This is a genomic window from Granulicella sp. dw_53, from assembly GCF_018449545.1.
Taxonomy (GTDB): domain Bacteria; phylum Acidobacteriota; class Terriglobia; order Terriglobales; family Acidobacteriaceae; genus Edaphobacter.
Genome location: NZ_JAAVUR010000012.1, coordinates 120,043 through 139,408, shown reverse-complemented (window position 1 = coordinate 139,408; position 19,366 = coordinate 120,043). Strand labels below are relative to the sequence as shown.

Sequence of the window (19,366 nt, the reverse complement as noted above, 5' to 3'; positions counted from 1 at the left end):
GTTATGAAGTTCAACATCGCAGTCATACCCGGGGACGGTATTGGGAATGAGGTCGTCCCCGCAGGTCTCCGTGTCCTGGAGCGTGTCGGCTCCCTTTTCGGGATCGAGTACGTCTTCGAGCACTTCGATTGGAGCTGCGAGTACTACCAGAAGACCGGGCGCATGATGCCGGCGGACGGCATTGCGCGGCTCCGCGATCACGACGCCATCTTCTTCGGCGCGGTTGGATTTCCCGGAGTTCCCGATCATATCTCGCTATGGGGTCTTCTGATACCAATCCGTAGGGAGTTCGATCAATACGTGAATCTACGGCCAGTACGGCTGCTTCCCGGGGTACAGGCTCCAATTCGCGCACAACCAGGAGACGTCGACTTCTGGGTCGTGCGCGAAAACTCAGAAGGCGAGTACTCGCAAGTAGGTGGACGAATGTTCGCCGGAACTGACCGCGAGACTGTAATACAGCAAGCAATCTTTACACGCCGTGGAACAGATCGAATCCTCCGCTACGCATTCGAATTTGCCCGCAAACTGGGGCGCCCCCATGTCACCTCCGCAACTAAGTCGAATGGACTCTTTTACTCCATGCCGTTCTGGGACGAGCGCTTCCATGCGGTCAGTCAGGAGTTCCCGGACGTCAAAACGGATCAGTACCACATCGACATTCTTGCCGCGCGTTTTGTTATGTCACCGGAGCGCTTCAGCGTCGTAGTAGGAAGTAACCTATTTGGTGACATTCTCTCGGACTTAGGCCCTGGAGTTACAGGTACGATTGCGATCGCGCCTTCCGCTAACATCAACCCAGAACGGATCTTTCCGTCCATGTTCGAGCCAGTCCATGGGTCTGCTCCTGACATCGCGGGTATGGGAATCGCGAATCCCATCGGGCAGATCTGGTCTGCCGCAATGATGCTGGATCATCTGGGGCAACATGAAGCTGCAGATCATATTCTTAAGGCGATCCAACATGTCCTGCTGCAACGGCGGGAACTTCTGACTCCCGACATGGGGGGCAACGGTACCACTCAGACGCTGAGCGACGGCATCGTGGACTCGCTGGAGCTTCCGCTAGGAGACCTCGATTGATAGATACTTACTACAAGGATCTGGCCATACCCGAAGTCGAGACCAAGCGTTGGCAACTGGCTGTCAGCGCAGGTGTCTTCGGGTGGCTTCTGGATGCGTTCGACTTCTTTATCCTGATCTTCCTCTTCGATCTAATTGCGGCGCACTTCCATGTACGCAAAGAGGCTGTTGTTTACACCCTGACGCTAACCTTGGCGATGAGGCCGCTTGGCGCTTTATTTTTTGGCGCCCTCGCAGACAGATACGGTCGTAAGTGGCCACTGATCGGCTGCGTGCTTTACTTCTCCGCGGTGACGGTGCTGAGCGGACTTGCTCCAAGCTTTACCTTCTTCGTCATAATGCGTGCGCTTTATGGATTGGGCATGGGAGGATTCTGGGGTATCGGAGCATCCTACGCAATGGAGAGCGCTCCACCTCGAATGCGCGGCTTGTTGAGTGGGATGATGCAGGGGGGCTATCCTATGGGATATCTCTGCGCGGCTGTCGCTATCCAGGTCGTAACTTTGCAACACGGGTGGCGGGTCTTCTTTTTTCTAGGAGCTCCAGTGGCTCTACTCGTCGCGCTACTGACATATCTTGCCCCGGAGTCCGGAGCTTGGGGCGCACAAAAGCTAAGTTCTGTTCGAGAGATCTTTCATGCAATGCTGCCGCATGGACGCATTTTTATTTACCTGCTGATTCTTATGTCCGTTATGTTGTGTCTTTCGCACGGGACACAGGATCTTTATCCCGATTTTCTCAAATCGACTCATCGCATGAGTAGCAAGCGAATCGCAGGCATGAACGCGTTGTATGCCGTCCCTATCCTCTACAACATTGCAGCAATTGGGGGAGCTCTTCTCTTCGGCTCCCTCTCTGAGTGGATGGGACGACGCTATTCCATCATGCTCTCGCTCGTATTGTGCCTTATCTCCATTCCTGCCTGGGCCTTTGGGAACACCGTGCTTGTTCTGGTTTTGGGTTCGTGCCTGATGCAGCTACGAGGACAGGGCGCATTCGGTGTTATACCGGCCCACATCAACGAGCTATGTCCAGCCTCCCTTCGCGGTCTTTTCCCAGGCTTCGTATATCAGCTCGGCGTCCTGGTTGCCTCTCCTGCAACGATCCTAGAATTGAAGCTTCGCGACCTATTCGGATATCAACTGGCACTCGCGGGTTTCGCAACATGCGTTGTTGCTGTTCTTCTTGTGCTTTTTTACTTCGGTCCAGAGGCCCGCGGTAAGAGCTTCCTTCAGGACACTTCCAGGACCTCTGAAGTCTATGTGGATTGATGAAGTGTCATCTTCCAAAGCTCACTTGTTTGTATAAGCGTCAATGAATGCTTCCATCCACATGAGCTTCCTCGCGAAGCCTTGCAAGGCGCTATGCCCTCGCTTTGGATGGCAAGAAGACGTAGTCCGAAACCTACAAGGTGCTCGCCGTTATAGACAAGCCTACTGCTGGCCCAGCGAAGTAAAGTCTATTGATCGCTGCGAGATGGTTCACGGCTGGCTCACGCGACAGTCGACCCAGTTGCACCTTCTCTATGAACTGCGTCGTCGCCAACGTCGATGCGTGTCTGAATCCTTCAGGTTACCTGCGCCACCGTCAGAACTTTGGGCATGCAGGAACCATCGGTAGGATAATCATCGTCACTTTTTCCCTCGGCTCGCTGTCGTATTTACCGCACCCACCATCGCGTACTACCCATGCCTTGCGGGGAAAACGAGCAGACAGGGATTCAGATTTGTTAAATATTTCTCCCTGTTGGGACGGGAGCATATCAACCTGACCGGAGAATACCTGGCGCAACAGCGCCAGCATCCGCGCCGGTAAGTTCAGACCCACTACGAATGCTTACCGTACTTAAGATCCGTTTCTGAGACCACCCCGGCCTGTTTTTGTATTACATCGTCCTCATCGTGGCCGTCGCCTGGGCCGGATACCAGCCGGGCCCTAACCTTCTCCTTGCTCATTGCTGCCCTGAGCTTCCCGCTCTATCTGGTGGCAAGAGCGGCGGGAAATAAGCGCTCTCCATGCCATAAATCTTCAACACCTCATTAATATTGAATTTCATTGAAAACATTGAAGCGAATATAGGTCATTTGACCTATAAAAATACCAGACATTAGCCCGATTGACGCAACATCTTCGATAGTTTGAAATCGATCCACTGAGAAGCAATTGTTTTTATATTAACCGCGGATTCACCCGCGACGAGGCCCGGCTTATCTATAAGTACCTCGCCCCCGAGACCGCAGAAGACGTCGGCAGCATTCTCGCCGTCGACTCCTACGGCAGTGCCATCAACCGTCCTGAGTTCACCAACCTCACCCTCTACCCTGACGCCCACCTCACCGACAAGGGTCCCCTTTACCACAATCAGCAGTACGAGGACTGCTACACCAGCTACCCCGACTTCAACATACTCGCCTGCTCTTCTTGGTCCCAGTTGTACTACGGAGAGCAGGGACTCTATCCCTCCCTCCAGGAAGCGAAGGGCGCTACTAGCCCAAACATCTTCCACCACGCCATGTCCATTCGCGCCTGAAAAGTCCAAGTGCGCGCCGTTTGAGTTTGCAGTCCGATCTTTCGCAATCTGACGTTTTTATACGGAGACGCCTTGGGGCGACCGATCCATTCGACCCTCTACCAGTCGCACCCGAGCGCCGCTGGAGCCGCGCGCCCTCTTCCCGCATCGTGCCAGGTTCCTTGCCCGGTGTTTCAATGGACAACGGCTCTCCAGTCAGTTTGAAAATGTCATTTACTTCCCTATAATGCAGCAGAATCCCGCTCAGGCGATTTCGCTGCATACAGGAAAGAACTCTCTCAAGGAGGCAATGCAGCTGAAAGCACGATCCCACCGGTAGCGAGTCGAGAGACCCGGGCCGACAACCCGACTCCGCTCTCACGGTCCAAAGACAAAAAGACAAAACAAGGCTGGGAGAAACACACATCGCATCGTGATGCCTTTCCCACCCGGCCAATAGCCAAGCAGTTTTTTTTGAGGAGACTAAAGATGCAACGAAGATCTATCGCTCTCAGTATTCTGATCGCCTTCCTACTGGTGGCCTGTTCCGCTATTTCCTGGGGACAGACAATTACCGGAAGTGTGAACGGTACAGTCACCGATTCGTCGGGCGCCATTGTCCCCAACGCCAAAGTCACCGCCAGCAATGCGGATACCGGCGTCAACACCGACACCACAACCAACGGCGACGGCATCTACAACATCCGCTTTCTGCAGATCGGCCGTTACAAGGTCACGGTCAGCGCCCCCGGCTTCGGAGACTCGATCTATGGCCCGTTCACCCTTGAGACCGGCCAGAACGCCAAGATTGACAGCCACCTGAGCATCGTAGGCCAGCAGCAGAAGGTCTCGGTCGAAGCCGAGATCGCGCCGCTGCTCAACACCGAGAACCCTACCCTCGCCACAACGCTCGATAGCCGGGCGATCGAGAACATTCCTCTCGTCAGCCGTAACCTGACCGCGATCACGATGTTTCTTCCCGGCTCCGTCAGCACCCAGCCCAACAGCTTCGTCAGCAACGCGGCCGTCTCCGGTCCGCTGAGCGGAAACAACCCCAACGGTGGCAGTAGCAACGCCTCCGTCTCCGTCAACGGCAACCGCCAGCAGGCCAACCAGTACCTGCTCGACGGTATGAACATTAACCAGACCCTCGACGACGAAATCGGCTATAACCCGAGCGTCGACGCCATCGGCCAGGTCCAGGTAATCTCAGCCAACGCCAACGCCGAGTATGGCAACGTCAACGGCGGCGACATCCTCTATCAGACCAAGAGCGGAACAAACAACTGGCATGGAAGCATGTTCTACTTCCTCGGAAATTTCAACCTCGACGCCAATAGCTGGGTAAATAACTTTACTGGCGTTGCGAAGAACTCCTACACCCGCAACCTCTTCGGCGGAACCTTCGGCGGCCCCGTCGTGAAGGACAAGCTCTTCTTCTTCGTCGACTATCAGGGCGGCCGCTTCCACTCCGGCGGTCAGTCCGTGGCCAGCGTCTATACCCAGAAGATGCGCAATGGTGACTTCTCGGAACTCCTGAACCCGGCCATCATGGGCGCAGGCAAGACCGTTCAGCTCTACGACGCAACCCAGCCTGGCCTTCCCGCCTACGCCAACAACCAGATCCAAGTCACCAACCCCGCAGCACAATACCTCTTCGCTCATCCGGAGCTCTATCCGCTTCCCAACGCCGCTCCAAACCCCGGTTCGCCGACCCAAAACAACTACCACGGTCTCCAGAAGCAGCGGAACTACGGCGACCAGTTCGATGCGAAGGTCGACTGGAAGATCAGTGAGAAGGACAACATGTTTGTGCGCTACTCGCAGGATGATAGCGGCCAGACAACCCAAAGCGCCCTGATCACCAGCTTTAACAGCGCCCCCACCTTTCCCTTCCGGGGTGTGGCCATCAACGAGGTCCACCAGTTTAACTCCTCGCTCGTCAATGAGTTCCGTGCCGGTTACAGCCGTATCCAGGACAACGGGGCGGTCCTGCTCGATCCCAGCGGCGCCTTTGGCCTGAACGGCAACAGCCTCCTCGGCATCGGCTCCAATAACCCTCAGGCACAGGCCTTTGCTGGCTTTTCCGCTCTGGGCATGCAGAACTCGAATAGCCCCCAGGGCTTCTCGGCCTCCAACGGATCGAGCGATTTCACCCTCATCGGCAACGCCAACCTCGGTACCAACTTCACCCTCAACACCTTCCTCTATGGAGACAACCTCACATGGTCCAAGAACCGGCACACCTTCAAGTTCGGTGCCCAGTTCCTGCGTCAACAACAGAACAACTTCTACCCCGGAAACGACGGCTCCCTCGGAGGCCTTTACTTCCTTGGGGCCGGCACGTCGAATGGAACTAGCGGCGGATACACCGGAGCCGACTTCGTCCTGAACCGCGCCAGCTTCGTCAGCAAGGGCGGCGTCTCCGGACCGGTTGGAATGCGCTCCTGGCGAGACGCTTACTTCGCTCAGGACGACTGGAAGATCGCCTCGACCCTCACCCTCAACATCGGTGTCCGCTACGAGTACATCCAGCCCATCTACGAGGTCAACAATAAGATGTCGACCATCGATCCCAACAACCCCTCGGTCATTCTGCTCGCTGGCTCTGCGCAGGCTAAGGCCGCAGGTTACAACCGCGCCCTCGTCGATCCCTACTACGGCAGCGTGATGCCCCGTATCGGCTTCTCTTGGCAGGCACAACCTCGCCTGGTCGTCCGCGGCGGATACGGCATCCAAAACTTCATGGAAGGCACCGGAGCCAACCTCCGCATGACCACCAATCTTCCCTTCCAGGGCTCCTATCAGGCCACCGGTGTTCAGCCCAATGCCGTGGCCGGAACCCCTGGTCAGTTCTTCAACGTCCAGAGTGGTTTCGGAATCCCGAACCCCACCGGCGGAGCTAGCGGTGTCGTCTATAACGTCTGGAACAAAAAGATCAAGCCCGCCTTCATCGGCGAGTACAGCTTGACCCTCGAGTACCAGATCAGCAACACCGCCTCCTTCCAGATCGGCTATCTGGGCGAGTCTGGACAGCACCTCATCACCGCCAACCAGAGAAACCAGCTCCAGGCTCCGTGCGTCCTCAATGGGGTCGTTCAAGCATTTCCGAGCGCCGGACAGCCACAACCAGCGGGGTGCCCCAAGGCCCCCTTCCAGGACGCTCCCGGCGTCGGCTACACCGGAGTCATCCGCTTCACAGACTCCAACGCCATGATGAACTACAACGCTCTGCAGGCGAGCTTCCGTCAGCGTCTGGCCCACGGTCTGCAGTACACCGCAAACTACACCTATAGCCGCGCCATGACCAACAGCATAGGCTTCTACGGCGCCCCTAGCGTCAGCGTATCCAGCGCCTACGCCGAGAACGTCTATAACCTCCACAACGAATACGGCCCGACCGGACAGGACGTCCGCAACGCCCTCAACTTCAACCTTGTCTACGATCTTCCCCTTGGCCGCGGCCGCAAGTTCGGTGCGAACATGCCGCGCGCTCTGAACGAAGTAGTGGGCGGATGGAAGGTCGGCATGACCGGCGTTGCCTACTCCGGCTTCCCCGTCAACATCAGTACCTCAAATAATAACTCGGCTGTTAACGGCAACTCTCAGCGCCCGAATCATTATCGTACGCTGAAGGTTGTCAATCGCTCCATCAAGAACTGGTTTGGTACGGACCCATCCGCAGTTCCTTGCACCACGCCTGGCGTTGACAACGGCATCTGCGCATACGGTCAGCCCGCGCTCGGAACCTTTGGTACCGCTTCTCCCGACTCCGAACGTGCGCCGAGCTTCCAGACGTATGGAGCTTCGGTCACCAAGGACTTCACCGTCTGGCACGAGCACCAGATCAACTTCCGCGCGGATGCCGACAACGTGCTCAACAGCGCGTTTCTCGGCAATCCGCAGAACAACATTCTCGACAACCAATTCGGCAACATCATCAATCAAGCCAATCCGATCCGGTCCAACCCGCGTCAGATGCAGCTCTCCGTCAAGTACCACTTCTAACCATCCCTCAACAGAAAAGGCACGGACTCGAAAGAGTCCGTGCCCCCAGGGTTACGCATGAAACATCTGGGGATCGTTGAAGGTATAAGTTCCACGGCTCAATCTCAAATTGCTAGAAAGTATCTGGCCAGTTGACTGATCACGGAGAAAGCACTCAATGAAGCTGGTGCATTGAGACTACCGTGGTCGCCAAAGAGCCTAAGAAGAAAAAGTGAACCGTCAAACCTATTTCCGCAGAATATTTAAACTTGATCGATGATTTTGAGGGCTGTTACCCCTTAAGGCAGACAGCCCTCAGGTATTGACCCACATGGACGCGCTACATTCACCAATTTCCCTTGAGCCCTCTGGGCTCCCATCGATGCTGGAAATTTCCTCGACATCCACGAAAAACAGCCGTAAAGATGGCCCGCGCTCACCTGCTCCCTGCGCTGCATCCGATGCAAGCGATCCTCGCCCGACTGACCGATCCCATGCACCGGATTGCGGTCCTGATCGCAGCGGTGACGGGACTTCGCGCTCTGAGATTAGGGAACTTTAGACTGGCTATGGCTCAGATTGGAAAGGGGTATGTCAGGCAGATGCAGACGCGCCTGAAGACTGAGGGTGGCCGCAAAAAAGTTCCCATTCCGCAGGATCTGGCCGAGCCTTAATCGAATGGAGAGACAAGTCTTTATACCCAGCCGACGACCATTCGGTATTTGCCTCAGCAGCCAAGGAAGGCACCTGTTTGGCTAAGCGAGGTACTTCAAAATTACGTCCAGTCAGCCGCTTTAGCGGCAGGGATCACCAAGCGGATCGGCTGGCATACCTTCCGCCGAAGCTAAGGGCGAGGACGTCAAAGTGGTTCAAGAACTCCTCCGCCATGTCAACTCCTCGATCACATTGGAGTTGTATTAACAAGCTGGAGCCGACGCCAAAAGGACTGCACAGGAGGGGCATGTCGGCAGTCTGTTTGTTGTACCCAAGGCCAGCTAACTCTCGCTCCTTTAAACCACAAACCCCACCGGAAGCAAGGGCTTTCTTTTTGCTCGACTGCAGGCGCGGGTGGACGCTACCATCGCTTCAGTGCCTTTTAGTGCCCTAATTTTGAGTATTTCTGTGATCGCTTAGCCGTCTCTAATTTCTGGCTATACATGACCTTAGGTCTGGTGGGAACAGCAGGATTCGAGCCTACGACTTCCACCGTGTGAAGATGTAATGTAATGTGCCGGTCGATGATACTAAAGGAGTTATCTACCGGTTGAGCGGGTGAAAACCGGCATTCTGGGCGTTGTTTGCTACCAAAATGCTACCAACTATAAGCAGTGGGCGGAGGGCTGACCGTGGCGGATCAGCCCTACTCAATTTGGGTAGGAATCTCACAAGTGAAGTGCGGTTGGGGGCCAGCATGCAGTTCTTAGCGAACTCGCGTTGGCATCAACCGGCGGCGATCGGATGAACCACCTCGAGGAAGACGGCGACGATGTAGCCTCGCCTGACACAACAACCTGTCGGTGGCATCAATTGGATCTCAACTCCAAAATCGAATTAATCGGCAATACCGGTGGGTCATTGGGCAAGCGGAGCATTGAATTGCCAGGAGTGTTCGGGTCGACTGCCTCGAAGACCGAGAGTAAGGTGCTCGGGCTTGTTCGTAGACAGCCATTCCGTATTCATCCTTCGGTGTTGTTGCTAACATACTTCCCTGCGCGTGAAAAGGAAACCATCAGGAAAGTAACAATGGTCGTACCTGTATTGATGACCAGTTGCCATGTGTCCGAGAAATGAAAGATCGGCCCGATGGCAGCCCAAACGATGATCGCCATTCCGGCCCCGGCAAACGCCCATTTCGAACCCAACCAGCCTGAAGCTGACGCTGCGAATCGTCCGAATCCGTCGTTGGCGCTTCTCGTCTGCGCTTCTGTGGGGGGAATCTTCATTGACCCTCTGTGACTTGCAGAAGCCGAGATGTAATTGGTCCGAAGCCAGCATCCTATTGGATGCGCGAATGCAGAAACTATGGCGAAGACACTAGGACACTGACCCAAATCAGGCATAGTTGCCTTGATTCGCCGCCCTCTGTCCTAAAACGTCCCCTCTTAGGACAGGAGTATATTTTCCTGGGCGGACGGTAGGCCGCCGGTTGTCTGCATCGAACAACTATAGAGTAGCCAATTGGCGAATGGAGAAATCATGGCACACGCAGGAAACGCAAACTTACTGGTCGACGATCAACTTGTTGATTACAAATATCCAGGAAGCCGCGAAGCCAACTCTTCGGGCGTTACCTGGTCCGCCGTCCTCGCTGGTGGTGTTGTAACTGCTGCCCTTTCGCTCATCCTTTTGGCGCTCGGCACAGGATTGGGACTCGCATCCGTCTCCCTGTGGTCCGGTGTGGGCGCTTCTGCATCTGCCATTGGGACCGCGGCTATTCTTTGGCTCATCCTTACTCAGATCCTAAGTTCTTCGATGGGTGGCTATTTGGCTGGGAGATTGAGAACGAAGTGGATGGGCATTCATACGGATGAAGTCTACTTCCGAGATACAGCACACGGTTTTCTAGCCTGGGCAGTTGCATTGGTGGTGACAGCGGCATTTCTGGCTTCCGCTGCCACCTCTCTTGTGGGTTCAGCACCGAATAAGAATGCAGCCGCTGTTACAAATGCAGGCCAACCGATCGAATCCGGGCTCAATGCCTACTTCGTGGATTCTCTTTCGTGCTACTGGTTCAAAGCCTGAAGTTCAGTTTCCCGGGAAGCGGCCACCATCTTTGCGACCTCCTTGAAGCAAGGCGATCTTTCTGCACCCGATAAGACTTATCTCGATCAACTGGTAATGTCGAAGACCGGCATGAGTCAGAGTGAGGCCGATACGAGAGTCTCAGATACTTTTGCAAACGCTAAAGCGTCTGCCGAGGCTGCCCGTAAGGCGGCCGCATATACCTTGCTTTGGACTTTTATTGCACTGCTGATTGGCGCCTTCTGTGCCAGCCATCGGGGGAAGGCAACGGGATCATGTTGTAACCGTTTGAGATCCAAACACGAAGTCCTGCTTGCAAACACAAGAAAACGAATTTAAAAGGAGTTTCCATGCGTTCCATCTTGCTTCTATTACTCGGCGTACCCATCCCTATCGTCATCCTGATTGCGATCTTTAGTCATTGATCTCATTCAATTGATTCGAACGGCTAACCCATGAGGCATTCGTTTCATCGAACTGTCGCTGGAGTTCAGGCGAGCTGTCTCCGTTAGCTATAGCTTAATGGGCAAGTTTCCGAACGTCCCAAACCAAGAGGAGATAGGTTGTGGCATGGAAAGGGGAAAAGACGCTCTCGAAAAAAAAGAGGAAGGCGCTTCATTCGATGCTGGCCTAATTGGGGCTGCCTTACGCACCGAGCATTATGAGATAGCCGACTATGAGGACTGTATCTCCATCGCGACGGCATTGGGAATGTCGAAGGTCATCAAACTGCTTCACTCTAACCTCAAAGAGGAGTTGGCGACTGCAAAGAAGTTCACCGTAGCAGGCACTCCAACCATGAAGCAAAGCGCGGAAGCCGATAGACCGGAAAAGAGAAATACTTGGCTAAAGAGCAAGGGGATGAGGCGATAGCGGCTCCGGACCTCAAGAAATCCGCCTTGATAGCACGCAATGACGTGTTCAAGCAGCCTCCTTCAGGAGGCCGCTTTGTCTGCGTGATGCTTCACTTTCGGTTGTCTACAATCGGTTTCGACTTCTGCCAAACAATAGGTAGATAACCACGAGGGCGAGAATAAGACTGAGGCCGCCACCGCCGTAGTAGCCGATTCCGGGCCCCATGTAGTATCCGCCGCCGCCGAAGAGCACCAACAAGAGAATAAGGATGATGATAAGAGGCATGCCCGAAAGTCTAGCACGCCGCAGACTGAGGGACGCCGCATGGGCCCAAGAACGAGTCGAATATCCATCGGCGTCCAGACATACTAACTGAAGGTTTGGCATCTCATGAACTATCGGAGTCGACCTCACGCTGGCCTTGTTCCGCGCTGAAGCTATCCGGTCCAAGGGGATTACAGTGAAGAAGACATCGGATCTAAAACTACCTACTGCAAAGAAGATCAGCGAGGGAACTGGCAACGGTGGCGAGTTCCACCAATTCAGTGGAAGAACACATCCCGAACTAACGACCCAGCAAGGGCAGCCGATCTCGGACGACGAGAACTCACTCAAATTATCGAACACGAGCCGCCCCGGCCCGGTGCTTCTTGAGGACTTCGTTCTCCGCGAAAAGATCAATCACTTCGATCATGAACGGATACCCGAGCGAATCGTTCATGCGAGGGGTGCGGCGGCTCACGGATACTTTGAGCTTACCGATTCCCTTGAGAAAGTCTCGAAGGCACGCGTCCTCAGCAAGGTTGGCGAAAAGGTGCCGGTCTTCGTTCGCTTCTCGACGGTTGCAGGAAACGCCGGCTCTTCTGACCTGGCCAGGGACGTTCGAGGATTTGCGGTGAAGCTCTACACTCAGGAAGGAAATTGGGATCTGGTCGGAAACAATATCCCCGTTTTCTTTATTCAGGATGCAATCAAGTTTCCTGATCTGATTCACGCAGCGAAGCAGGAACCGGATCGCGGATTTCCGCAGGCGCAAACCGCACACGATACCTTCTGGGACTTCGTTTCCCTGACGCCCGAGAGTACGCATATGTTGATGTGGATCATGTCGGACCGTGCTATCCCGCGTTCCTTCAAGAATATGGAAGGTTTCGGGGTGCATACCTTCCGTCTGATCAATGCCGCTGGCGATACAACGTTCGTCAAATTCCACTGGCGACCGAAGTTTGGGCTCCAATCGGTTATCTGGGACGAAGCCTTGAAGATCAGTGGCGGAGATCCTGACTATCATCGCCGTGATCTTTGGAATTCGATCAACGATGGCAAACTCCCAGAGTGGGAGTTGGCAGTGCAATTGTTCGACGAAGATTTCGTGAACAAGTTTGAATTCGATGTACTTGACGCGACCAAGCTCATCCCTGAGGAGCAGATTCCGCTTCGCGTCATTGGGCGCATGGTCCTCGATCGCAATCCTACGAACTATTTTTCTGAGACGGAGCAAGTCGCATTCATGACCCAGAATGTGGTTCCCGGTATCGATTTCACCAACGATCCTCTTCTTCAGGGACGTAACTTTTCGTATCTCGATACACAGCTCTCTCGGTTGGGAAGTTCCAATTTTGCGCAGCTTCCGATCAATACTCCCAAGTGTCCCATGATGAACTTTCAACGTGACGGACATATGCAGTTTCAGACCCCTCCGGGGCGTGTCTCTTATTCGCCTAGTTCGCTCGAGCCGAACACCGCAAGAGAGAACCCAGACACCGGCTTCACTTCGGCAAAGGAGCATATTGAAGGGGATAAGTTGAGGGTCCGTCCTGAACTGTTTGCAGATCACTTTAGCCAGGCGCGTCAATTCTTCTTCTCGCAAACTGAAACGGAGCAGAACCACATCGTTTCCGCATTCATCTTTGAGCTCAGCAAAGTAGAAACGAAGGATGTCCGTGTTCGCATGCTCGGACAACTTGCAAATGTGGATATGGGGATAGCAAAGCGAGTCGCTGATGGCCTCGGTATGCCGGGAAAAATTGAAAAGGTCGCTACAACCGTCCCAGCGCGCACGGACCTTCCCGAATCTCCTGCTCTAAGCATTCTAAAAAAGGCGAAGACATCATTAGAAGGCAAGGTGATAGGTTGTTTGATTGCCGACGGTACCGATGCCGCCACGGTGGTCGGCCTTGGTAAAGCTGCTAAGAAGGCAGGGGCCGATCTCAAGATCATTGCTCCGAAGATAGGTGGGGCAGTCGCAAAGGATGGCTCAGTCATTGACGCTGACTTCCAATTGGCTGGCGGTCCGTCGGTCCTCTTCGACTGTATCTTCTTGGCACTCTCTGCGGACGGCGCTTCCACCCTGTCGACTGAAGCTGCTGCCGTTGCATTTGTTCATGATGCATTTTCCCACTTGAAGGTAATCGGCGCTACATCGGAAGCTCAGCCTCTGCTGGACAAAGCTGGAGTCGTGACCGACAAAGGGGTAGTGATTGGCAAGAACGGGTTAGCCGCAGAGCGTTTCCTCAATCAAGCTGCGATAGGGCGGATCTGGGAAAGGGAGCCTTCCGTTCGAACGGTGTACTAGCGCGACTCCGACCGGGCAGCCCCTCCACGTAACCTATTGCGCGAATTGCCCGTTCAACCTGGAGGGCCCCTAATTAAAGGGGCCTTCTTATGTTTCTTCGATATTCCTGTCTAGCGAATTTCTGTGGGTTCCAACGGAGCCCGAATTAGTCGTGCTAGGCAGTATCAACATATAGACTTTGCAGTTTGTGCTGGATTTGTTGTTCTTGTTTTATGGGGATCAGTCGTTACGAGTTGAGCGATGTGCAATGGGAACGGGTTAAGGATGTTCTTCCTGGGCGGGTTAAAAGCGTTGGCCGCACTGCAGCTGACAATCGTCTTTTCGTGAACGGAGTTTTGTGGGTTCTGCGTTCCGGTGCCCACTGACACGATCTTCCGGAGCGCTACGGAAAGTACAAGAGCCTGCACAAGCGCTTCAGCCGTTGGGCGGCGAACGGGGTTTGGGAGAAGATCTTTCACGAGCTGTTGCGCGATCGCAAGAACCAGTACCTCATGATCGATTCGACCATCGTACGGGCTCACCAGCAAGCGGCCACGGGCCGCAAAAAGGGGGCGAAGACAAGGCTCTGGGGCGTTCCCGAGGAGGTCTGACGACCAAGATCCATCTGCTTGCCGATGAGTTGGGCTTGCCGGTGGACTTTGCCGTGACTGCCGGTCAGGTCCACGACTGCACTCAGGCCATTGGCCTGCTGGCACAACACAAGGCTGAGGCCGTGCTGGCCGATAAGGGTTACGACATCAATGCCATCGTTCAGCACATCGTCGGCATGGGAGCGACCGCCGTCATCCCGCCCAAACGCAACCGTAAACAACAACGCGAGTACGACAAAATACTGTACAAGCAGCGCAATCGCATCGAACGATGCTTCTCCAGACTCAAACACTTTCGACGCTTCGCCACGAGGTACGAAAAACTCAAAACCAACTTCAAGGCTCTCGTCGCACTCGCCTGCTCATGGCTCCACCTTCAGCTATATGTCGATACTGCCTAGTGATTCAAGATCTCGCTTCCCATGAGACTGGCGCAGATATAGTTCAGCTTCATGGTAGCGCCGGGATACATCTTGATTCATTGAGAGAGGGTGTGGGCCGTAGGCTCGCGCAAACCGCTGCAGCGTGTCTGTGCAAGCCCGATCGATGACGTGACGCAATTCCAATGCACGAATCTGTGCCGCCACGCGGTTCTCCGGTTCCACGTCAATCTCTCTCTCTCGACCGGCAGTTTCGAGACAAGACTTCGCCATCCAGAGGTTGGCGTGAATCGCACCAAGATGAGCCAAGGTATGAGGATCTTCTCGACTACTGGTCATGGCGAAGTCAATCAAGGCAGCTACGCCGCCGGCCCAGCATGCTGCGGCCCACACGCACCGTGCCAAAAACCCGGCCGATCCAAATACCATCCGGGCTCACCAATCAGATCTCTGACTCGTCGTGCGTGAGCACAGGGGCCATTGCCTCAAACACACCATCATTTCTGATCAGCTTATGGAAGAGAATCGCTGCGACATGCATCAGGATGGTTGCGAAGAAGGCAAAGGCCAGATAATAATGCGCATGCCACAGCAGCGTATGCAGGCTGGGGCTTACGGGCAGGATGGATGGCAGATGCACGCTACCGAACAGAACCACGGGGTACGAGGCCGCGGACAACATACCCCAGCCGATCAGCGGCATACCGATCATTAGCGCGTAGAGGACGTATTGCGATAGTTCTGCAGCAAGCCTCATCGGCCTTGGCATGTCGGCTGGCAACACTGGCGCATGAAAAACAAAGCGGAGCGATAGACGGATAAGCGCCAGCACCAGAATGGCAATGCCGAGCGGCTTATGAATCTGCACCAAGGTCAGGTACTTGCTGGTGACGGTGGAGACCATGCCTACCCCGATGAACAGCATGGACAGAATGCAGATTGCCATGAGCCAGTGGAGCAGTCGCTGCGGTGCGGTGAAGCGTTTGCGGCTCGTTGTCATTGCTTGCCTCCTGTCGCGTTACGCGGATAGTACTTCTCTTCGGCTGTGCGGCTGTTATAGGATCGGGAATAAGCCGCTGAGCGGGCGGAGGGGAATGGATCGTCCGAGGTCGTAATGCCGGCGGGAAGAACGGTCGGATCGTAGTTGATGTCGCGGCAGGGGCCATCGGCTTCCGGCTCGATCTGCTGCACCGTGAGCGTGCCGACATCCACTGTGCGGCGGTCGACAGGCCACGCCTTGTTGGGGTCTGCGGTGGGGTCGCCGGGGTTGGAGAGCGTTACTACCACGCTCCAGCGTTGCGGGCTGGAAGCAACACGCTGGGTGATCTCCTGATCCAGAAAATCGGGGCCGCGTTTGGCCAACTCATCCGGCAAGATGGAGACGGGTTGCGCTGCAGGAACCAGGGACCAGCGTACGGTGTGCTTGGCTCCGGAGTTATCAATGAACACGAAGGAGTTGAGGCTGTTGTAACGCTCCTCAGCGTAGCTTCCTGTCCAGGGGGCACTCTTAGCCCAGCCCAGGAACGTGGTGAATTCAGGATGCGCAGCGATGAAGTTCTTCATTGCATCCGGCTCCTTGCTGCTCGAGGCCATTTGCAGGTCATAGAAATCCTGTACCGTGGAAACGGGAAAGATTGGCGCGTCGATCATGGCGCTACGCCACTCCTGCCCATTCGGCGGAGTGATACGAATGCCGATGCCACGCACACGCACCATTGCATCGGCGGCATTCGGATTCGGAGTGGCGAGGTTGAAGCGTCCCACCACCGGATACTGGCCAGCCACAAAGACCTGCGCCCTGGAGAGCTCCGAGCCGTTACCGTTGGCTTCAAATGTGCCGGTGAAGCAGATGCCTTTGGCATGGTTGCGACGGTGGCCCAATGCCGGGCCTCCCGGAGGCGCCAGAGAAGCTACCAGCTTCTTTGGCGTCAACCGCTTAGGCGTGAGCCATCCCGCCGTATATGCAAAAGAAATGACCACCACGCCGACAACCGCAGCAATGACCGACAACCGCGTAAGCGGCAAATTTCCTGGTGATAAGGGTGACTGGGGCATTGAAACCTCTTTTCAGTCGATTCTGTTCTTCTACAACGATTACGTAGCTGGAGACTCAACGTGCAAGTACACGGTGAAGGCGGCTCAAACGTTCGCCTGTCATCTGTTTCAACGCATCGTGAAGAAAACTATATCCGATCTCAATGAAATTTGACTCGGTTTTGGGCGAAAGCCTACTAATGCCAGGCGAGGGATTCGAGGCTTCTGCTATCGCGACCAGAACTGGAGACCGCACTCACTAGGTTAGCAATTTTATGCGAATCGCATTGAGCATAAAAAGGCGGAAAAAAAAGAAATGATCAGGCATTATGAAATCTGATGGGATTTAAACTAAGCGCTCAATTGGTTTCTCGCTGGGGACCTCGTCCGGGATTCAGGCCAATGCCACTTGCGAATAACTCCCTTTCCAAACAACTGTCCCGGGAACCATTGAAGAACGGCTGGCCTAGCCTCTGAGGAAACTTTGGTGCCATCTCGAGCTTCCCTTCCGCATGTTATCTGCCCATTTTGATCGCACCTTGCTTCATCGCCCTCAGTGAAGCTGGCGAAGATAGGCGGTCAACGCCTTAAGATCTTCCGGCTTGAGATCCACAGACTGCATTCCTCCAGCGATCATCTTGCTGTCTGGTGCATGGAGGATTGCGTTCAACTGCGCTTCCGTGTACTTCAGAGCAACGCCAGTCAGTGGGCCCGCCGCTGCTGTGCCGACGCCACCTTCCCCATGGCAGGAGTTACAGGATTGAGATTGGAAGAGCGCATGCCCTTTCACAACCGCAGGACTAGCCGAAATCAGATTTGTAGAAACACTGCCTGCAGAGGACTCTGGAACAAAGGGCTTAGCCATGAAGGCGTGTGCATCGGCATCCTGTGTATGCATCTGAGCGGCCATCACCGGATCGCTATAGTCATCTCGATAACTTGCAATTCCCAGGCTCGTATAAGCGATCAAGAAGAGAAGGAACGCGCCCACGGAGATTGGGCGCTTCCAGGGGCGGCGCTCCAGACGCCTGTCGAGAAACGGAGCGGCAGCAAAGATAAGCGCGAGCAGGGCTGGAAGCATAATGCCGCCCACCAGGGACCATCTTCCGCTGAGATACTTCAACCATTGAAACGCAGGTCGGTAATACCACTCGGGACGTGGAAGAAAGTGGGTGTCTGCGGGATTCGCCGCAGGCCCCAGGTCCATGGGAATCGTCTTCGCAATGATGGCGAGAATACCAATCAACACGACGGCAAACGCCGCATCCATGAGCACCTGGCGCGGATAAAACGGAACGGACGGAAGGCGTGGAGTAACCGGATCTTCTTTGATTGGTCCTGCGGCCCCCGCTTTACGAAAGAAGAAGATATGGCCCGCGATGAAGGCGATCAGCATCCCGGGCAGAACGAAGACGTGCAGCACAAAGAAGCGGGAGATCGTCAAGGTACCCATCTGATCCCCACCGCGCACGAGCTTCTGCAGGATTGGGCCGATCAGCGGAACTTCGGCGATGAGATTCGTCCCGACGGCCGTGGCGAAATAGGCCTTCTCGTCCCACGGAAGCAGATATCCGGTGAAGGCCATGCCAAGCATCAGCGCCATCAGAATACAGCCGGAGAGCCAGAGCAGTTCTCGTCGTCCTTTATAAGACCCATAAAGCACCGTCTGGCCTATATGCAGGCAGAGCAAGATGATAATGCCACTTGATCCATAAGCATGAATGCTGCGGATGAACGATCCTGACGACACGACCTTCACAATGTAGGAGACGACGGTATGCGCGTGGTCAGCCGAAGGAACGTAATACAGTGCCAGAAACACTCCCGTGATGACCTGCGACATGAAAAGGAAGAGCAGCCCAGAGCCAAAGACGTAGGCCCAACTTGCCCCTCCATGAATTGGCTCATCAAGCGACTCATGCAGGATGGAGTCGATACCAGTACGAGTGTCCAGCCAGGTATCCAGGCGTCCGACGAGATCGGACTTGCTGTTCGGCTCCGGTGTTGGTTGCTTGGTCATGATTCTCCTCGCCTAAGCCATCGCTTCTTTGTTAGAAACCAGTTGACGAAAGTATTGGTAGCGGACTTTCAGCTTGCCGTCTTCCACCTTTGTCTCGAGTGCGTCCATCGAGCGAGGTGGTGGTCCTCCAAGGCGCTCTCCTTCCGCCGTAAACGAGCCGGAGTGGCACGGACAGATGAACTTGTTCTGTTCGTCTTCCCAGCGGACGGAGCAGCCTAGATGGGGACAGATCGGCGACAGAACGCGAAGCAAACCGCCTTTGGCTGGCAAGACATACACAGCAGTCTGAGAAGAGGTGGTCTGCCAGGCATCTCGGCGCTCCAACGTAATAGTCTTGGCGACCGGTGCGGTAAGCGAGGCAAAGTCTGCCACAGGACCGACATCCGACCACGATGCGTCGCTCTCATCCTTTCGCAATGGGTAAGTGGCGAAACGGAAGAGTGGGATTGCCAGCAGAGCTCCCACGACAGTTCCGCTCACCGCGAACATGGCCATCACAAAAGATCTTCGCCCTGTCGGTGTTGGTCCTTTGACTTCCTCGTTTGCTTCAGTTGTCATTTCCATCCATCTCTCCCATTCCGTTTAACCACG

Annotated in this window: 15 protein-coding genes and 1 pseudogene; 9 read left to right on the top strand and 7 right to left on the bottom strand. The window is 55.0% G+C overall.

Annotated elements, in window-relative coordinates:
- Positions 1-3: 3 nt before the first annotated feature.
- Positions 4-1,083, top strand: coding sequence for a tartrate dehydrogenase (locus HB393_RS18245; RefSeq protein ID WP_213806620.1), 1,080 nt, complete (start codon positions 4-6; stop codon positions 1,081-1,083).
- On the top strand, positions 1,080-2,354 hold the full coding sequence (locus HB393_RS18240; protein WP_255551311.1) for an MFS transporter: 1,275 nt from the start codon (positions 1,080-1,082) through the stop codon (positions 2,352-2,354). Before HB393_RS18245 ends, HB393_RS18240 begins: the two co-directional genes overlap by 4 nt.
- 836 nt (positions 2,355-3,190) lie before the next feature.
- Here the strand turns inward: HB393_RS18240 and HB393_RS18235 are convergent.
- Complete coding sequence (locus HB393_RS18235) at positions 3,191-3,589, bottom strand: hypothetical protein (protein ID WP_213806619.1); 399 nt, start codon at positions 3,587-3,589, stop codon at positions 3,191-3,193.
- A gap of 492 nt (positions 3,590-4,081) precedes the next feature.
- Here HB393_RS18235 and HB393_RS18230 point away from each other — a divergent pair, with 492 nt between their 5' ends.
- Together HB393_RS18230 and HB393_RS18225 are read left to right on the top strand one after the other, a co-directional pair.
- Positions 4,082-7,600 carry a TonB-dependent receptor gene (locus tag HB393_RS18230; protein WP_213806618.1) on the top strand — a complete coding sequence of 1,173 codons (3,519 nt, stop codon included), beginning with the start codon at positions 4,082-4,084 and terminating at the stop codon, positions 7,598-7,600.
- Positions 7,601-8,004: 404 nt separating this feature from the next.
- The gene (locus HB393_RS18225) at positions 8,005-8,253 is read left to right on the top strand and encodes a hypothetical protein (RefSeq protein ID WP_213806617.1); all 249 of its coding nucleotides are present in this window, start codon (positions 8,005-8,007) and stop codon (positions 8,251-8,253) included.
- A 1,002-nt stretch (positions 8,254-9,255) separates the two neighbouring features.
- Here HB393_RS18225 and HB393_RS18220 read toward each other — a convergent pair.
- Positions 9,256-9,522, bottom strand: coding sequence for a low affinity iron permease family protein (locus HB393_RS18220; RefSeq protein ID WP_213806616.1), 267 nt, complete (start codon positions 9,520-9,522; stop codon positions 9,256-9,258).
- Between the two features lie 253 nt (positions 9,523-9,775).
- Here HB393_RS18220 and HB393_RS18215 point away from each other — a divergent pair, with 253 nt between their 5' ends.
- Together HB393_RS18215 and HB393_RS25360 are read left to right on the top strand one after the other, a co-directional pair.
- On the top strand, positions 9,776-10,321 hold the full coding sequence (locus tag HB393_RS18215; protein WP_213806615.1) for a hypothetical protein: 546 nt from the start codon (positions 9,776-9,778) through the stop codon (positions 10,319-10,321).
- Between the two features lie 570 nt (positions 10,322-10,891).
- Positions 10,892-11,194, top strand: coding sequence for a DUF892 family protein (locus tag HB393_RS25360; protein ID WP_255551310.1), 303 nt, complete (start codon positions 10,892-10,894; stop codon positions 11,192-11,194).
- Positions 11,195-11,299: 105 nt separating this feature from the next.
- On the opposite strand, the gene HB393_RS25355 is transcribed toward HB393_RS25360, so the two are convergent.
- Positions 11,300-11,461, bottom strand: a complete 162-nt coding sequence (locus tag HB393_RS25355; protein WP_255551309.1) for a DUF3309 domain-containing protein — start codon at positions 11,459-11,461, stop codon at positions 11,300-11,302.
- Positions 11,462-11,636: 175 nt separating this feature from the next.
- Here HB393_RS25355 and HB393_RS18205 point away from each other — a divergent pair, with 175 nt between their 5' ends.
- A complete protein-coding gene (locus HB393_RS18205; RefSeq protein ID WP_345945293.1) occupies positions 11,637-13,751 on the top strand; it encodes a catalase in 2,115 nt (704 codons plus the stop codon).
- A gap of 218 nt (positions 13,752-13,969) precedes the next feature.
- A pseudogene (locus tag HB393_RS18200) lies at positions 13,970-14,742 on the top strand (IS5 family transposase).
- 421 nt (positions 14,743-15,163) lie between these two features.
- Here the strand turns inward: HB393_RS18200 and HB393_RS18195 are convergent.
- Both HB393_RS18195 and HB393_RS18190 read right to left on the bottom strand, forming a co-directional pair.
- Positions 15,164-15,721, bottom strand: a complete 558-nt coding sequence (locus tag HB393_RS18195) for a cytochrome b (protein ID WP_213806614.1) — start codon at positions 15,719-15,721, stop codon at positions 15,164-15,166.
- The gene (locus HB393_RS18190; RefSeq protein WP_255551308.1) at positions 15,718-16,602 is read right to left on the bottom strand and encodes a catalase family peroxidase; all 885 of its coding nucleotides are present in this window, start codon (positions 16,600-16,602) and stop codon (positions 15,718-15,720) included. The genes HB393_RS18195 and HB393_RS18190 overlap by 4 nt, the downstream gene beginning before the upstream one ends.
- On the opposite strand from HB393_RS18190, the gene HB393_RS25350 reads away from it, so the two are divergent.
- Positions 16,577-16,930 carry a hypothetical protein gene (locus HB393_RS25350; protein WP_255551306.1) on the top strand — a complete coding sequence of 118 codons (354 nt, stop codon included), beginning with the start codon at positions 16,577-16,579 and terminating at the stop codon, positions 16,928-16,930. The genes HB393_RS18190 and HB393_RS25350 overlap by 26 nt on opposite strands.
- A gap of 378 nt (positions 16,931-17,308) precedes the next feature.
- On the opposite strand, the gene HB393_RS18185 is transcribed toward HB393_RS25350, so the two are convergent.
- The gene (locus HB393_RS18185) at positions 17,309-18,775 is read right to left on the bottom strand and encodes a cytochrome b N-terminal domain-containing protein (protein ID WP_213806612.1); all 1,467 of its coding nucleotides are present in this window, start codon (positions 18,773-18,775) and stop codon (positions 17,309-17,311) included.
- Between the two features lie 12 nt (positions 18,776-18,787).
- Complete coding sequence (locus HB393_RS18180) at positions 18,788-19,339, bottom strand: ubiquinol-cytochrome c reductase iron-sulfur subunit (RefSeq protein WP_213806611.1); 552 nt, start codon at positions 19,337-19,339, stop codon at positions 18,788-18,790.
- Between the last annotated feature and the right edge of the window lie 27 nt (positions 19,340-19,366).

Coding starts and splice junctions, on each gene's coding strand:
- HB393_RS18185 (WP_213806612.1), bottom strand. CDS start 18,775: ATGACCAAGCAACCAACACCGGAGCCGAACAGCAAGTCCGATCTCGTC.
- HB393_RS18215 (WP_213806615.1), top strand. CDS start 9,776: ATGGCACACGCAGGAAACGCAAACTTACTGGTCGACGATCAACTTGTT.
- HB393_RS18220 (WP_213806616.1), bottom strand. CDS start 9,522: ATGAAGATTCCCCCCACAGAAGCGCAGACGAGAAGCGCCAACGACGGA.
- HB393_RS18230 (WP_213806618.1), top strand. CDS start 4,082: ATGCAACGAAGATCTATCGCTCTCAGTATTCTGATCGCCTTCCTACTG.
- HB393_RS18245 (WP_213806620.1), top strand. CDS start 4: ATGAAGTTCAACATCGCAGTCATACCCGGGGACGGTATTGGGAATGAG.
- HB393_RS18180 (WP_213806611.1), bottom strand. CDS start 19,339: ATGGAAATGACAACTGAAGCAAACGAGGAAGTCAAAGGACCAACACCG.
- HB393_RS18225 (WP_213806617.1), top strand. CDS start 8,005: ATGGCCCGCGCTCACCTGCTCCCTGCGCTGCATCCGATGCAAGCGATC.
- HB393_RS25355 (WP_255551309.1), bottom strand. CDS start 11,461: ATGCCTCTTATCATCATCCTTATTCTCTTGTTGGTGCTCTTCGGCGGC.
- HB393_RS25360 (WP_255551310.1), top strand. CDS start 10,892: ATGGAAAGGGGAAAAGACGCTCTCGAAAAAAAAGAGGAAGGCGCTTCA.
- HB393_RS18195 (WP_213806614.1), bottom strand. CDS start 15,721: ATGACAACGAGCCGCAAACGCTTCACCGCACCGCAGCGACTGCTCCAC.